Raw genomic sequence first — 13,935 nt, 5'->3', positions numbered from 1 at the left:
AGGTGGTCCGAACAGTGGTCAGGGCGTGATCTGAGCGGTCATCGCCGCGACAAAATGGTCACCGTAGGGCGGTAGCATCCCCCACTCGCGCCGGGGATCGGCGGCCGGAGCGATGAATACCGTTCGGGCATGGCTGAATTCGAGGAATCCCTCGCGTCCGTTGTAGTGTCCGATCCCCGAGGCGCCGACACCACCGAATGGGGCGTCCATCATGCCCGGGTGCATCATTACGTTGTCCACGGTGACGCCGCCGGAGCTGGTGCGCTCGAGCACCGTCCGACGCTCGTCCTGATCGGCGCCGAAGTAATAGAGCGCCAACGGTTTCGGTCCCGCGTTGACGGTATCGATGACGTCGACGATGTCGTCGTAGGCCGACACCACCATCGCCGAGCCGAAGATCTCCTCCGTGCGGATCCGTGATTGTGCCGGTGGATCGACCACGATGCGAAGGGGCCTGCGCCGATCAGCCCGGGACAGCTCCTCGTCCGGGGCGGTGACCACGCGGGCCCCGAGGTCGGCGGCCTCTCGCACATACCCGTCGACCCGTTCGAGGTGGCGCTCGTTCACCGCCGCCACGACGTCCGGGTTTCCGGACACTGTCGGATGAAGTTCCACAAACGCATCGGCGACAGCGCCCACGAACGCCTCGACGTACTCCCGCGGGACGTACACGGTGTCGGGGCTGACGCAGATCTGCCCACCGTTGGTGGCCTTGGCAATTGCGATCTTGGTTGCCGCGTCGGTCAGGTCCGCCGACCGGGCCACGATCACCGGGGACTTCCCGCCGAGTTCGAGTGTGACCGGGACCAGATTGCGCGCCGCATTGGCCATCACGGCCCGGCCGACAGTCCCGCTCCCGGTGACCACGATGTGATCGAACGGAAGGGACGTCAGCGCCTCGGCGACGTCGACTCCCCCGGTGAACACGGTGACGACCGCGGGGTCCAGTTCGGCTTCCACCGCCCGGGCGAACACCTCGGCGGTGCGACCGGTGATCTCCGACGGCTTGAGGACCGCACGGTTGCCGGCGGCCAGCACACCGGCCAGGGGGCTCAACAGCGTGAACAGCGGCGCGTTCCAGGTCCCGATGATCAGGATCGACCCCTTGGGCTGGAACTGGACCTCCGCGACTGCGCCGAGCGCGTCGTACGGCGCGAACGCCGGCCGTCCGTCGGGTTGCATCCACGACTCGAGGTGGTCCCGGGCGTGCTTGAGCGCCCCGAGCGAACCGACGACGTCATTCATGAGGGAGAACCCCCGGTGGCGGCCACCGAAGTCGGCGTCCATCGCCTCTGCGAGGTCTTCGTGGTGCCGAACCACGAGGTCGATAACGGCCTGGAGGTTGTCCCGGCGCTGCGCAGCCGTCGCGGGTCCGCTGGCGCGCTGCGCCCGTCGCTGCAGGTGAAGTGCGTCGTCAAAAGCAACGGTGGTTGTGATGTTCGCGGTCATCGCACGAGACTAAGATCACTCTCGGTGAACGGGCCCGGCGGTCTCGGTGAGCGGGACCCCGCTGCTCAGGCCGGACGTCAGGGCCCGCAGCCGCCCGTCAGCAGAGCGTTCGGCGGTGGTCGGGGCGCACCGGCGCAGTCCCGCTGAACGGGATTGATTGCACAATTGCCATTGTGGCGCATACGAATAGAATTGATTCTATTCTGGAGACCAGGTAGCCATCCGTCTCCGACGCGGTCGCCGACGCCATACCGATCCGACGGGCTCACGCGGAGGCATCGAGCACGAGGGAGTGCAATGAGACTGCAAGGTAAGACAGCAATCATCACCGGTGGGGCCGGTGGAATCGGCGGGGCGATCACCCGCGTCTTCGCCGCGGAGGGGGCCAACGTCCTGTTCGTGGACATCGACGACGAACGCGGAGTCGCGTTGGAGAGCGAACTGGGCAGTGCGTCAAGGTTTCTCAACATCAACATCTCGGAATCCGGTGCGGCGGAGAAGATACGCGACGCCGCGGTGTCGACATTCGGATCGGTGGACATCCTGGTCAACAACGCGCACGCCTCTCGCCAAGCCCTACTCGTCGACCACACGGCCGAGATGTTCGAACTGTCCTTCAACACCGGCTTTTATCCGACCGTGCATCTGATGCAGGCCTGCTACGAGCAGTTGAAGGCATCGTCGGGTTCGGTGATCAACTTCGCTTCCGGTTCCGGTCTCGAGGGCATGCCGACCCAGACCTCGTATGCAGCCGCAAAAGAAGCCATCCGCGGTATGAGCCGGGTGGCCGCCAACGAATGGGCACCCGACGGCATCCGGGTCAACATCCTCTGCCCGTTCGCAGCCACCGAAGGTGTGCTGGCCTGGCAGAAGGCTTTTCCCGAGCGTGCCGCCGAGTCCGTGGCCAAAGTTCCACTACAGCGGATCGGTGACCCCATGACCGATATCGCGCCCGTTGCCGTCTTCCTCGCTTCCGAGGACTCCAAGTACATGACCGGACAGACCCTGATGGCCGATGGCGGCATCATCAAACTTCGCTAGGCCCCGAGCACAAACAAGGAGCAGACATCGTGACAGACGGTTTTGAAGGACAGGTCGCACTGATCACCGGCGGCGCCCGCGGACAGGGGCGCAGCCACGCGATCGCCTTCGCCGAGCGCGGCGCCGATGTGGTCATCTGCGACAGATGTGAGGACAGCCCGGCGGTGGGCTACCCGCTCGCGACGGAAGCCGACCTTGCCGAGACCGTTCGCCTCGTCACGGCCACCGGACGCAGATGTATTGCCGTCAAGGCCAACACCGCCGACCGGTCCGCGATGGATGCGCTTGTCGCAGAGGCAGAGTCCGAGTTCGGGCGGATCGACATCGCGGTCGCCAATGCCGGTGTGTCCGTTGCGGCCCCGGTCCAGGCGATGACGCAGGCGCAGTGGTCCGAGGTCATCGCATCGAACCTGACCGGCGTCTTCAACACCGTCGGCGCCGTCTCACCAGGCATGATCGAGCGCGGGTTCGGTCGCATTGTCACCATCTCGTCCATGCTCGGCCGGGCCGGCAACACCAATATGGTCGGCTACGCGGCCGCCAAGTGGGGCGTCATCGGCCTGACCAAGAGCGCGGCGCTTGACCTCGCAGGCCACGGGATCACCGTCAATGCGATTGCGCCCGGCAATATTTCGACCCCGATGATCCACAACGCCCAGCTCTACTCGATGATGCGGCCCGACCTCGAAACGCCGACTATTGACGACGTGGCGCCCATCTTCACCTCCCTTCATGCCCAGCCCGTGCCGTGGCTGGAAGCCGGAGAGATCACCCGTGTGGTGCTGTTCCTGGCCGCACAGGGCAGTGCGCACATCAGCGGAACGGTCATCCCCGTCGACGCCGGCAACGCCGCACGCGTCACCGGCTGACGCCCTCCCAACCCTGCCTCCGCTGTGGCCTCTGGTGCTTCGATCACCGGAGGCCACAGCTCTCGGTCGCCTATCGGCGCGCCAGGCCGACTTCGCAGCAGGGTGACGGTGTTGACCTAACGGCCCACCGCCACAACCGGTCTGAAGCTCGCATCTAGTTTCCACTCAGCGAGACTGAACCCCGTGTGTGCCCTGCGTCACTGTATTTGTTTAGGCACTCGGCGGTCACGTTCCGCCTCGGATACAGGTAAGGACCACACAATGCTGAACGGCACAGCACCGGCCCCACGGCTTCTGCTCCCACGGTGTTGCAGCGCGACGACCATGCCCATGACACGTCGCCTTCTTGGAGGAGTTCGATGACCACCATCCCCGATCCGATTGCTCCCCCCAAGCCGCCGCCACCGCTGCCCACCGGTGGGCGTTACAACCGGCGCCGCTCGGCGGGGTTCATCATCACCATCCTGGTGCTGGTCGAGATCATCAGCGCCTTCGAGACCTCGATGGTGTTCGCCGCGATCCCGACCATCATCGCCGACTTCGGCAGCGACGCAGCCACAGTCGGATGGGCAGTGACGGCATTCCTTCTGGTCGCCGCCGCCTCGGCTGCGGTCTGTGGCCGGCTCGGCGACATGTTCGGACGAGAACGGGTCCTGGTGGTCATCCTGGCCATGGCCACGATCGGTTCGCTGGTCAGCGCCCTCGGCGACAGCATCACCGCGATCATCGTCGGTCGGGCGATCCAGGGCGTGGCAGGCGCGATTCTCCCACTCTGCCTCGGCCTGGCACGTGAACACCTCGCCAAAGAGAAGGTTCCCGTTGCGATCGCGATCATCTCGGGGTCGGCGGTGGCCGCAGGCGCCGCGTCCGCCTACGTCGCGGGCCTGATGATCGACCACTACAGCTGGCACATGATCTTCATCGTCGCGGCAGTCTACGCAGCGTTCACATTGTTGTTGGTGCTGTTCGCACTCCCGTGGCGCCCGCCGGTCGGCACCACCCAAAAGGTCGACTACATCGGCACCATCGTATTCGCGCCGGCCATTGCCGCGATCTTGCTGGGTATCAACAAGTCCAGCACGTGGGGGTGGTCTGATCCGAAGACGAGCGGCCTGATCATTGCCGGTGTGGTGGCCCTGGGGCTGTGGGTGGTCTGGGAACTTCGCGTGACCGACCCGATCGCCAACGTGCGGCTGTTCACCAACCGTAAGGTGGCGCTGACGATGCTTGCGACGCTGGCTGCGGCCATCGGCCCCTTCGGTGTCGGTAACATGGTCACGCCCTTGGTACTTCAGTCCCCGACCACGGCGCCCTACGGCCTCGGCATGTCGCCCACCGACGCCGGCCTGATGGCTCTGGTCGGCGCGTTGATCGGTTTCGCGTTCACGCCGCTCAGCGGCCGCCTGACGCGCACCGTGGGTTCACGCGCATCGTTGATCGTCGGTGGTCTGCTCTACGTCATCGTGGCGATCCTGCTGGTCACCGCCCACGATTCAAAGGGTGGGATGTTCGCCATGGTCACCACGGCTTCCATCGCAACCGCTTTCGCGTACACCGCTCTCCCGAACCTGATCGTGGAGGCCGTCCCGGTCAGCAACACCAGTGAGGCAACGGGATTGCAGACTGTTCTCCGTACCGCGGGCCAGGGTATCGGCACCTCGGTCGCGACGACGGTACTGGCCGCTTCAGCAGTGGCGGGCAGTGTTGCTCCCACTGTGGCCGGGCTCAATGCCATCGCCGGCATCATCTTCGGTGGGGCCATCCTCACCGTCGGCCTGGCACTGTTGCTTCGCCGTGGCAGCGTATACGCGCACTGATCTCAGCAAGGCTCCAACACAAAACAATCGAGGTTGCATCGCCTGGGCGATGCAACCTCGATTGTTTGTCTGTTCATGAAATACGCTGGAACCTCAGCCCCACCGCGACTGCCCACCATCGAGGGGAATCGTTGCGCCGGTGAGATATCCGGCGTCGTCGCCGACCAGGAAGACAACCGCACGCCCGATATCGGTCTCCGGATCTCCGACCCGGCCCAGTGGAATACCTGCGACGAACGCCGCCGACTCCTCCGGGTTGCGCTCCATCCAGCCCTCGAGCGCCGGCGTGCTGGCATGGGGCGCCACCGACAGCACCCGGATCTTTTCCACGCCCCACTCACAGGCGGCCGCTCGGGTCAGCGACCGCATGCCCTCCTTGATCGAGCCGTACGCGCCATAATTGCTCGCGTCCCAGCGCACCGCGGCCGAGGTCACCAGATTGATGATCACGCCCCCACCACGGGCTTTCATGTGCGGGTGGCAGAGCTGCATCAGGCGCAGCGTGGCCAACGGGCCGGTCGCGAACGACTTCATGTACTCGTCGTCGTCGATCGACAGGATCGGTCCGGGCTTACAGTCGTTCGCGTTGTTGACCAGGATGTCCACCGAGCCGAGCACCGACACCGTCTTCTCCACGGCCGCGGCGACATTGGCGCGATCGCTGACATCACACACGACGGGCTCGGCGACCGCGCCCAGGTCCGACAGAAGCGCACAGGTGTCGAGCAGCTTGGACTCCGTTCGTCCCGCGACCGCGATCGCCGCGCCCTCCTTCGCCAGCGCCAGCGATATGCCACGGCCGATTCCCTGACCGGCGCCGGTCACCAGCGCCACCTTGCCATCAAGCGTTCCCATACTTGCTTCCTCTCCGCGGGGGGTTGCCAAAAACCGAACGCCACAGTGCATCTGACCGTCAGACAGCGGCCTGCACTCGGGCGACTCACGCCATCGTCTGCCCCATGTCGACCACGATCTTCGAGCCGGTGACCGCGCGGGACAGATCCGAGGCCAGGTACACCACGGCCTCGGTGATGTCGTCGACGCTTGTGCGCTCCAGCGCGGTGAGCGGCCAGCCGTAGGACTTCATGTAGTCCGGGTGATCTGCGAACAGCCGGGCCACCTCGGGATCATTGCCCATCTCGGTGTCCACTGCGCCCGGGTGAACGGTGTTGACCCGGATGTTGTGGTCGCCCAGTTCGGTCGCGGCGGTCCGCGCCAAGCCGACCAATCCGTGTTTGGCCGCCGAATAGTGCGCGCAGCCAGGCGAGGTCGCGACTCCGGAAGCACTGCTGATGATGACGATCGAACCGCCACGACCGCCCTCGATCATCGCCGGAACAGCTGCGGCCATGGTGCGCCAGACCCCGTTGAGGTTGGTGTCCACCACAGTTGACCACTGCTCGTCGGACATCTCCCAGAATCGGTTCCAGTTCACGATCCCGGCATTGGCGATGACCACATCGAGTCGTCCGAAACGCTCGACACCGGTGGCGACGGCCGCGCGCATGGCCCCGAGGTCCCTGACGTCGGCGACCACCGTGACGATCTCGCGCCCTTCGGCCCGGACCAGCCGAGCGGTTTCAGCGAGGTCTTCCACAGTGGCCGCCGCGTACCCGACATCATCTGAAATCGGTGCACACACATCGATTGCGATCACGTCTGCGCCTTCGCGCGCCAAGCGCACGGCGTGGTTACGGCCCTGCCCCCGCGCCGCGCCCGTGATCAGAACAACTTTTCCGGCAAACAATTCTGTCATCTCGGGCACGGTACCCAAGAGTTACCGAGATCACAGTGTTGTTCCCGTTGAACGAGATTCGGTCTTTTCAGAACTCCACGTTCAGGTGGTCGCTGATCGGACGCGCCTGGCAGGCCAGGATGTATCCGTCGGCGATGTCGTCGTCATCGAGGATGGAAGAATTGCCCATGTCGACCTTCCCGTCGACCAATGTGCAAGCGCACGAGCCGCATTCACCTTCGCGGCAGGAGAACGGCACATCGATGCCCTTGGACAGCAGCACATCGACCAAGGTCGATGACCGCGGCCAGTTGTACTCGTGGGCTTCGCCGTCGAGGGTGACCGAGACCGTTGCCGCGTCTCCGGCTTCTTCCTCGGTGAGCTCGGGCAGGACCACGTCGGCGAACGGATCACCGGAAAGTGAGGTGAACACCTCGGCATGTACCCGGTTGCGTGGGAAGCCCGCCCGCGCGGTTGCCTCATGCACGGTGTCCATGAAGGGTTTCGGCCCACACATGAAGACTCGGCGGTCGCTGAACCCGGCGGCCAGGCAGGCCAACTGGTCCGCGGACGGCAGGCCCTGCAGGCTCTCGAGCCAGTGGATCACCGTCAACCGGCCGCCGTGTAGCGCGGTGAGTTCGGCCAGCTCGCGCGCGAAGATCACCGAGTTCTCGTCCCGGTTGGCGTACACCATGACGACCTTGCCTGCGCCCTGACTCAGCGCCGACTTCAGGATCGAGATCACCGGGGTCACGCCGCTACCGGCGGCGAACAACAGCAGATCGTCATCGAAGTTCGGTGGGGTGAAGACACCCGCGGGTGGCAACACCTCGATCACGTCACCGACCTCGACGTTGTCGCACAGCCAATGTGAGGCGTAGCCGCCCACGGTCCGCTTGATCGTCACCTTCGGCAGATCGTCGGCGAACGGCGAACTGGCCAGCGAGTAGCACCGCGCGACCGAACCGGTCTGGTCACTCGGAACTCGCAGGGTCAGGAACTGTCCCGGCTTGTAGGCGAACTCGTCCACGCGGTCGCTGGGGACCTCGAAGACCAGTGACCGTGCATCGCTGGTCTCTTCGACGACCGCCGCGACGGTCACCTTCGCAGAACGCGAGCTGTTCGACATTTCAGCAGTTGTCATCGCGAGCGCTGCCTCTCCATACGTGAACCGGACTCGACGACACTAGGGCACCAGAAGTGTCCGAGCACACCGACTTCTCGCTGAACGGGATCAACGGGTCGTGCCATGGTCATCGGGTGAAGCCGGCACGGCCACCGGAAATAGTCGCACTGCCGTCCTTGACGAGCTCGAATGCCAGGTCAGCCGCATCGCCCCACACGCGCAGGTCTGCGGTCTCGCCCGGGTGGATCGCCGAGGCGAAACGTCCCTCGAGGGTCGTCAGGTCGGCCGGATGAGCACCGGTCAGGCGCGCAGCGTCCACTGCCGCGACGGCCAGCGTGCACAGCCCGTGCATGATCGGGCGCGGTTGATTGATCTTGGCCGCGGCCTCGGGGTCGATGTGGATGTGATGACGGTCGCCGGTCAGGCGGTACAGCGCTGCCTGATTCTCCGTGGTGTGCACCACGCCTTCGAGCGCCGGATCGCCCTGCGGTCCCTTCGGACGGGCCGGTCCGCGGTCTCCCCCGAATCCGCCTGCGCCGGGGGCGAAGATCGACCAGGTTGCCACGAAGTAGTCACTGCGGACCACCACCTCGAACACCGCAGCCGCGCCCTTGTCCCAGACCTCTCCGACCGCGGCCGACAGGGTCACGTCGCCGCTACGTGGCAACGGTGCCAGGACCGTCAACTGCTGTGAACCGTGCAACGCGGTGGTCATGTCGAACGCGCCGCGTGCACCCAGTTCGTCAGGAGCCCACTGCGCCAACGTCAGTGCGAATGTCGGCAGTACCCGCAGCCGGTCCTCGAACACGAGGTCGAGTTCGGTGGCCCTGGCGCCCACCGCCAATGCGTAGAGGATGGCATCGCGCTCGTCGTAGGAGACGGTGCGGGTGCCCAGATCCTCACCGCGCCACTGCCCCGCGGTCTTGGCGGTTGTTCCCGTCATGCTGTCAGAGGTCACAGAGAAGCTCCTTGTCTCACGCGGCGCCGAGGATCAGGCCACTGGTGGGCACCGCGGTTCCTGCGGTGACGAGCACATTCTCCACACCGTCGAATTGATTCGTCGAGGTACCCCGCAACAGTCGCACCGCTTCGGCAATGCCGTTGACGCCGTGCAGATACGCCTCACCGATCTGACCACCGTGGGTGTTCGACGGGAGCCGTCCACCGATTTCCAGGTTGCCGTCGCGGATGAAATCTTTGGCCTCGCCCGGTGCGCAGAAGCCGAGTTCTTCGAGCTGCGGCAACACAAGTGGCGTGAAGTGGTCATACAGGATCGCGGCGTTGATGTCGGCCGGTGAGAGCCCACTCTGACCGTAGAGCTGTCGGCCGACCAGGCCCATCTCCGGGATCCCGGAGATGTCGGGACGGTAATAGCTGGTCATCATGTGCTGATCTTTACCGCTGCCCTGTGCGGCGCCCTTGATCAATGCCGCTGTGCCGGTGAGGGTCTTGGCCCGTTCGGCAGAGACGATCACCAGTGCCTGGCCGCCGTCGGTCTCCTGACAGCAGTCGAGCAGGTGCAGCGGTTCGGCGATCCACCGAGAGTTCTGATGGTCTTCGAGCGTGATCGGCCGCTCGTAGAACCAAGCGGCGGGGTTGTTTGCGGCGTGCTTGCGCGCCACCACGGCCACGCGCCCGAAATCTTCACTCGTGGCGCCATATTGGTGCATGTACCGCCGGGCGAACATCGCCACCCACTGCGCGGGTGTCGACAGCCCCTGCGGCGTCATCCAGGCGTATGCCGCACGGTCGGCGGTGCTGTCCATCGGCCGGTCGTGCTGGCCGAGGCCGTACCGCACACCCGAGCGTTCGTTGAAGGCGCGGTAACAGACCACGACGTCGGCGACACCGGTGGCCACCGCCATCGCAGCCTGCTGCACGGTCCCGCAGGCGGCGCCTCCGCCATAGCCGATGCGGGAGAAGAACTTCAGTTCGCCGAGCCCGCAGTTGCGGGCCACGAGCACCTCACCGTTCGTCTCGGCGGTATAGGTCGAGAGGCCATCGACCTCGGACGGATCGATTCCGGCATCGGCCAGCGCGGCGATGATCGCCTCACACGCCAGCTGGAGTTCGGTGCGTCCGGAGTTCTTGGAGAACTCGGTGGCACCGATTCCGACGATGGCTGCCGCGCCGGACAGGGGGCTGATCGCCATCTACAGACTTCCTTCCAGGTATGTGAACGTGACGGTGCCCTTGACATGGTCCCCGAGGCTGTTGGCGCCCCGGACCTGCACGGACACGAGACCGTCCTCGACGCTCGTCACCGTTCCGGTGAGCGTCATGGTGTCTCCGGGGTAGTTGGGCGCCCCGAGCCGGATCGCGACCTTGCGCAGCGATGCACGTGGTCCGGCCCAGTCGGTGACGAACCGGCCCACGAGCCCGTTCGTGGTCAGGATGTTCATGAACACGTCCTTGGAACCGCGCGAGACCGCGAGATCGGGGTCGTGATGCACATCCTGGTAGTCCCGGCTCGCGATGGCCGTGGCCACGATCATGGTCCGGGTGAGCGGGATGGCGAGTTCCGGCAGGACCTGGCCCACCACGATCGGGCCGGGAACGGTCTGCCCCACCGCGTCGTCGACGGTCATGATGCGACCCCGGCGGCGAGCTGTGCGCCGAGCCGGCTCAGGTCGGCACTCGAACCGCCCAGGGTTGCCGCGATCTGCTTGCCCCACAACAGGTGCCGGTGCACCGGGTAGTCGGTGTCCACGCCGATGCCGCCGTGCACGTGCTGGGTGCGATGCACCACGCGCTGACCACCGTCGGTGGCCCACCACTTGGCCACCAGCACTGCGGTTTCCGGGTCGTGGCCGTTCGCGAGCAACCATGCCGCCTGCCACAGGGTCACGCGCATGGCCTCGAGGTCGATGTAGCAGTCGGCGAGCTGATGGCTGACCGCCTGGAACGTGGACAGTGGACGACCGAACTGCTGACGATCGTTGAGGTAGGTCACGGCCTGCGCGACCGCACCGGTGCCGACGCCGACCTGCAGGGCGGCCAGGGCGACCTCGACCCGGTCGACGAGCCACTGCACCGCTTCGCCCTCGGCGAGCAACTCGGCCGGAGCCGAGTCGAAGGTCAGGTTCGACGCGATTGCGCGGGTCGTTGTCTCGTTGTTCTCCGATACCACCCCGGTACTGGTCGGATCGACCAGGAAAAGCCCTGTGCCCGAGGGCGTCGCGGCCGACACCACGACGCGCGTGGCGATGTGGGCGGCCGGGACCACGGCCTTGGCGCCGGTCAACGTCCAGGTTCCGTCGGCGCCGGCGTGCGCAGCCGTCGTCGGTGCGGTCGGGTCGGTGGGACCGAACTCTTCGAGACCGACGGTCAGGAAGATCTCACCGGCTGCGACCGGACCCACATATGCCTGCTTCTGTTCCTGTGTACCGAACTCCGCGATCGCCATGGCGCCCAGCGCGGTCTCCCACAGTGGCACCGGGGCGACGTTGCGGCCCTGCTGCTCGAGCAGCACACATAGTTCGGTCAAACCCATTGCGTCGCCGTCGAACTCCTCGGGCAACGCGATCCCGACAAGCCCCGCCTGGGCAAGCTCGCGCCACAACTCACGGTCGATGCGTTCATCGGTGGACTCGACGGCCTTGACACGGTCGATGCCCGACTTGCCGGCGAAGATGTCCGCGGCCAGGTCACCGATCGCGGTCTGCTCTTCGTTGAAGGTGAAATCCATCAGTTCTCCTCGGGTGCGGCCGGCCGGAACGCGGGAAGCGTCAGATCCGGGTCGGCGTCGATCCAGTCCAGTACCACCGGCATGTCGACCTCCACCTGGTCCGGTTCGATACCGACCATGTTGGCGATCAAGCGGGTGCCCTCTTCGAGTTCGATGACGGCGACGATCAGCGGATAGTCGAACGCATCGATCTTGGGATGGTGGTTGACGACAAAGCTGTAGACAAACCCCTTGCCCGAGGCGTCCACGGTGTCCCAGTCCAGTGACCGGCAGTGTCCACACATAGGTCCCGTCGGATGCCGCAGCGTTCCGCATGCGGTGCACCGCTGGATGACCAGTCGGTGTTCCTTGGCGGCGTCGAACCAGAAGGCGTTGTCCTGGTTGAGTGCCGGCCGGGGCCGCAGCGCACGGGGTGCCGGCTTCTCCGCGGGACGGAAACGCAGTGTGCGCCACCGTTGGGTGGCCACGACGTCGCCCTCGGCGTTGCGGTAGGTCTTCAGCGTCGTCACGAAGTGCCCGGTACCCAGGCCGGTCTTCTTCTCCGGCGAAATCGATTCGATGACCTCGGTGACGTTGATCAGGTCGCCGGCCCGCAGCTCGGTGAAGTACTCCTGCTCCGAGTCGGTGGCGACCACCGAGGTGAACCCGGCGTCGGCCAGCAGACCGAAGAGTTCGACCGCCACCTCGGAACCGGTGCTGCCCGCCGCGGTTGCCGCATAGCCCCGCATGGTCCAAGCCTGCACCATCGTCGGAGGGGCGATCGCGCCATCGCGTCCGGTGCTGCGAGCCGCGTCGTCATCGAGATAGATGGGATTCTCGTCGGCCATGGCCTCCACCCAGTGCCGGATCATCGGTGTGTTCACCGGATCCTGTGCCCAGGTGGTGGGCACCAGCTCCTGACCGACCAGATTGCTCAGCGCCGCGTCGATCCCGCTCATTTTCCACGTCCCATGCGGGCGGTACCCAGGCCGATGGTCGCGACCATGTCCCGCAGCACCTCGTTCACGCCACCACCGAAGGTGTTGACCACACCCTGCCGGGAGATCTGCTCGATCTGGCCCGCCAGGATCGCACCCGGGTTGTCGGGCCGGATACGTCCTGCGGCACCGAGGATTCCGAGCAGGGTCCGGTAGACGTCGACGTGGGTCTCGGTGCCGAACACCTTGGTGGCACCGGCATCGGCGCCCGAGAGGGTGTCGGCGGCGACCGCGGCGGTCATCTTCCAGTTCATCAGCCGCATGGCGACCAACTTCGCATGCGTACGCGCGAAATCCTGCTGAACCCAAGGGATCTCGATGGCACCGGACTCCTTGGCCCATTCCAGCACCTGATGCCACAGACCCTCGGTCCGCCCGCCGAGTGCGGCCAGGCCGATGCGCTCGTGATTGAGCTGCGCGGTGATCAGGCGCCAGCCGCCGTTGGCCTCACCGACGAGGGCTTCGGGGCCGACCCGGATACCGGTGTAGTAGGTGGAGGTGACCATCAGACCGCCCACGGTCGGGATCGGCGACCACGAGAAGCCGGGATCGTCGGTGGGGACGATCAGGATCGAGATGCCCTTGTGCTTGGGCGCTTCGGGATCGGTTCGGCAGGCCAGCCAGACGTAGTCGGCGGTGTTCGCGCCCGAGGTGAAGATCTTGTTGCCGTCGACCACCCACTCGTCGCCCTCGCGGACCGCCCGGGTCTTGAGGGAGGCCAGATCGGTACCGGCGTCGGGTTCGGTGTAGCCGATGGCGAAAACGATGTCGCCGGAGAGGATTCCGGGTAGGAACCGTGCCTTCTGCTCCTCGGTGCCGTACTTCTGCAGCGTCGGCCCGACGGTGTTCACCGTGACGAACGGGAATGGCAGCCCGGCCCGCTGGACCTCGTCGAAGAAGACGAACTGATCCTCGATCGAACGGCCCTGGCCGCCGAACTCCACCGGCCAGCCGATGCCGAGCCAACCGTCCTTGCCGAGCATCTTGACGATCTCGCGGAAGCGGGGACCACCGACACCCTGCTCGCCGGCCGCACGGCGCTCCTCTTCGGGCAGCAGCGTGGAGAAGTATGCGCGCAACTCCCTCCTGAGCTCCTGCTGCTCGGGCGATTCAGTCAAATCCATCGTGGTTCTCCTATGACGTTTATGGCTATCGCTGCAATGTTCGCCGACGCTAACTGCGCGCCACGGATCGCGGTACCGAAGTCCCGCCTAGCGGGAGGAGGAATATCGA

The 13,935-nt window shown here is 65.6% G+C and carries 13 protein-coding genes; 3 read left to right on the top strand and 10 right to left on the bottom strand.

All coding sequences use genetic code 11. The annotated features are described in order from the left end of the window. Positions 1-18: 18 nt before the first annotated feature. Positions 19-1,449: an aldehyde dehydrogenase family protein gene (locus AC51GT_RS19310; RefSeq protein WP_496329830.1), complete on the bottom strand. Its 1,431-nt coding sequence runs from the start codon at positions 1,447-1,449 to the stop codon at positions 19-21. Between the two features lie 297 nt (positions 1,450-1,746). On the opposite strand from AC51GT_RS19310, the gene AC51GT_RS19305 reads away from it, so the two are divergent. The 3 genes from AC51GT_RS19305 to AC51GT_RS19295 all read left to right on the top strand — a co-directional run bounded on the left by AC51GT_RS19305 (position 1,747) and on the right by AC51GT_RS19295 (position 5,176). Then, entirely contained in the window at positions 1,747-2,490 is a 744-nt protein-coding gene (locus AC51GT_RS19305) for an SDR family NAD(P)-dependent oxidoreductase (RefSeq protein WP_496329829.1), read from the top strand. A 29-nt stretch (positions 2,491-2,519) separates the two neighbouring features. Further along, a complete protein-coding gene (locus tag AC51GT_RS19300; RefSeq protein ID WP_496326675.1) occupies positions 2,520-3,359 on the top strand; it encodes a mycofactocin-coupled SDR family oxidoreductase in 840 nt (279 codons plus the stop codon). A gap of 359 nt (positions 3,360-3,718) precedes the next feature. Further along, entirely contained in the window at positions 3,719-5,176 is a 1,458-nt protein-coding gene (locus AC51GT_RS19295; protein WP_496326674.1) for an MFS transporter, read from the top strand. A 93-nt stretch (positions 5,177-5,269) separates the two neighbouring features. Here the strand turns inward: AC51GT_RS19295 and AC51GT_RS19290 are convergent, their stop codons facing one another. The 9 genes from AC51GT_RS19290 to AC51GT_RS19250 form a co-directional block, all read right to left on the bottom strand. After that, on the bottom strand, positions 5,270-6,031 hold the full coding sequence (locus tag AC51GT_RS19290) for an SDR family NAD(P)-dependent oxidoreductase (RefSeq protein ID WP_496329828.1): 762 nt from the start codon (positions 6,029-6,031) through the stop codon (positions 5,270-5,272). Between the two features lie 85 nt (positions 6,032-6,116). Continuing rightward, a complete protein-coding gene (locus AC51GT_RS19285; protein ID WP_496329827.1) occupies positions 6,117-6,932 on the bottom strand; it encodes a mycofactocin-coupled SDR family oxidoreductase in 816 nt (271 codons plus the stop codon). A gap of 67 nt (positions 6,933-6,999) precedes the next feature. Then, positions 7,000-8,055: a 2Fe-2S iron-sulfur cluster-binding protein gene (locus AC51GT_RS19280; RefSeq protein ID WP_496326671.1), complete on the bottom strand. Its 1,056-nt coding sequence runs from the start codon at positions 8,053-8,055 to the stop codon at positions 7,000-7,002. Between the two features lie 109 nt (positions 8,056-8,164). Then, positions 8,165-8,980 carry a MaoC/PaaZ C-terminal domain-containing protein gene (locus AC51GT_RS19275; RefSeq protein WP_496329959.1) on the bottom strand — a complete coding sequence of 272 codons (816 nt, stop codon included), beginning with the start codon at positions 8,978-8,980 and terminating at the stop codon, positions 8,165-8,167. Positions 8,981-9,011: 31 nt separating this feature from the next. Further along, positions 9,012-10,190 carry a lipid-transfer protein gene (locus AC51GT_RS19270; RefSeq protein WP_496326670.1) on the bottom strand — a complete coding sequence of 393 codons (1,179 nt, stop codon included), beginning with the start codon at positions 10,188-10,190 and terminating at the stop codon, positions 9,012-9,014. After that, positions 10,191-10,625, bottom strand: coding sequence for a MaoC family dehydratase (locus tag AC51GT_RS19265; protein ID WP_496326669.1), 435 nt, complete (start codon positions 10,623-10,625; stop codon positions 10,191-10,193). Next, the gene (locus tag AC51GT_RS19260; RefSeq protein ID WP_496329826.1) at positions 10,622-11,725 is read right to left on the bottom strand and encodes an acyl-CoA dehydrogenase family protein; all 1,104 of its coding nucleotides are present in this window, start codon (positions 11,723-11,725) and stop codon (positions 10,622-10,624) included. Before AC51GT_RS19260 ends, AC51GT_RS19265 begins: the two co-directional genes overlap by 4 nt. After that, complete coding sequence (locus AC51GT_RS19255; protein ID WP_496326667.1) at positions 11,725-12,663, bottom strand: bifunctional MaoC family dehydratase N-terminal/OB-fold nucleic acid binding domain-containing protein; 939 nt, start codon at positions 12,661-12,663, stop codon at positions 11,725-11,727. The genes AC51GT_RS19260 and AC51GT_RS19255 overlap by 1 nt, the downstream gene beginning before the upstream one ends. Continuing rightward, entirely contained in the window at positions 12,660-13,826 is a 1,167-nt protein-coding gene (locus AC51GT_RS19250; protein ID WP_496329825.1) for an acyl-CoA dehydrogenase family protein, read from the bottom strand. The genes AC51GT_RS19255 and AC51GT_RS19250 overlap by 4 nt, the downstream gene beginning before the upstream one ends. Positions 13,827-13,935 lie beyond the last annotated feature (109 nt).

The organism is Williamsia sp. z34 (assembly GCF_059553395.1).
The sequence above is the reverse complement of the archived record's forward strand: the minus strand, read 5'-3'. Positions and strand labels throughout refer to the sequence as shown.

Coding starts and splice junctions, on each gene's coding strand:
- AC51GT_RS19285 (WP_496329827.1), bottom strand. CDS start 6,932: ATGACAGAATTGTTTGCCGGAAAAGTTGTTCTGATCACGGGCGCGGCG.
- AC51GT_RS19305 (WP_496329829.1), top strand. CDS start 1,747: ATGAGACTGCAAGGTAAGACAGCAATCATCACCGGTGGGGCCGGTGGA.
- AC51GT_RS19280 (WP_496326671.1), bottom strand. CDS start 8,055: ATGACAACTGCTGAAATGTCGAACAGCTCGCGTTCTGCGAAGGTGACC.
- AC51GT_RS19250 (WP_496329825.1), bottom strand. CDS start 13,826: ATGGATTTGACTGAATCGCCCGAGCAGCAGGAGCTCAGGAGGGAGTTG.
- AC51GT_RS19290 (WP_496329828.1), bottom strand. CDS start 6,031: ATGGGAACGCTTGATGGCAAGGTGGCGCTGGTGACCGGCGCCGGTCAG.
- AC51GT_RS19255 (WP_496326667.1), bottom strand. CDS start 12,663: ATGAGCGGGATCGACGCGGCGCTGAGCAATCTGGTCGGTCAGGAGCTG.
- AC51GT_RS19265 (WP_496326669.1), bottom strand. CDS start 10,625: ATGACCGTCGACGACGCGGTGGGGCAGACCGTTCCCGGCCCGATCGTG.
- AC51GT_RS19270 (WP_496326670.1), bottom strand. CDS start 10,190: ATGGCGATCAGCCCCCTGTCCGGCGCGGCAGCCATCGTCGGAATCGGT.
- AC51GT_RS19260 (WP_496329826.1), bottom strand. CDS start 11,725: ATGGATTTCACCTTCAACGAAGAGCAGACCGCGATCGGTGACCTGGCC.
- AC51GT_RS19310 (WP_496329830.1), bottom strand. CDS start 1,449: ATGACCGCGAACATCACAACCACCGTTGCTTTTGACGACGCACTTCAC.
- AC51GT_RS19295 (WP_496326674.1), top strand. CDS start 3,719: ATGACCACCATCCCCGATCCGATTGCTCCCCCCAAGCCGCCGCCACCG.
- AC51GT_RS19275 (WP_496329959.1), bottom strand. CDS start 8,980: ATGACGGGAACAACCGCCAAGACCGCGGGGCAGTGGCGCGGTGAGGAT.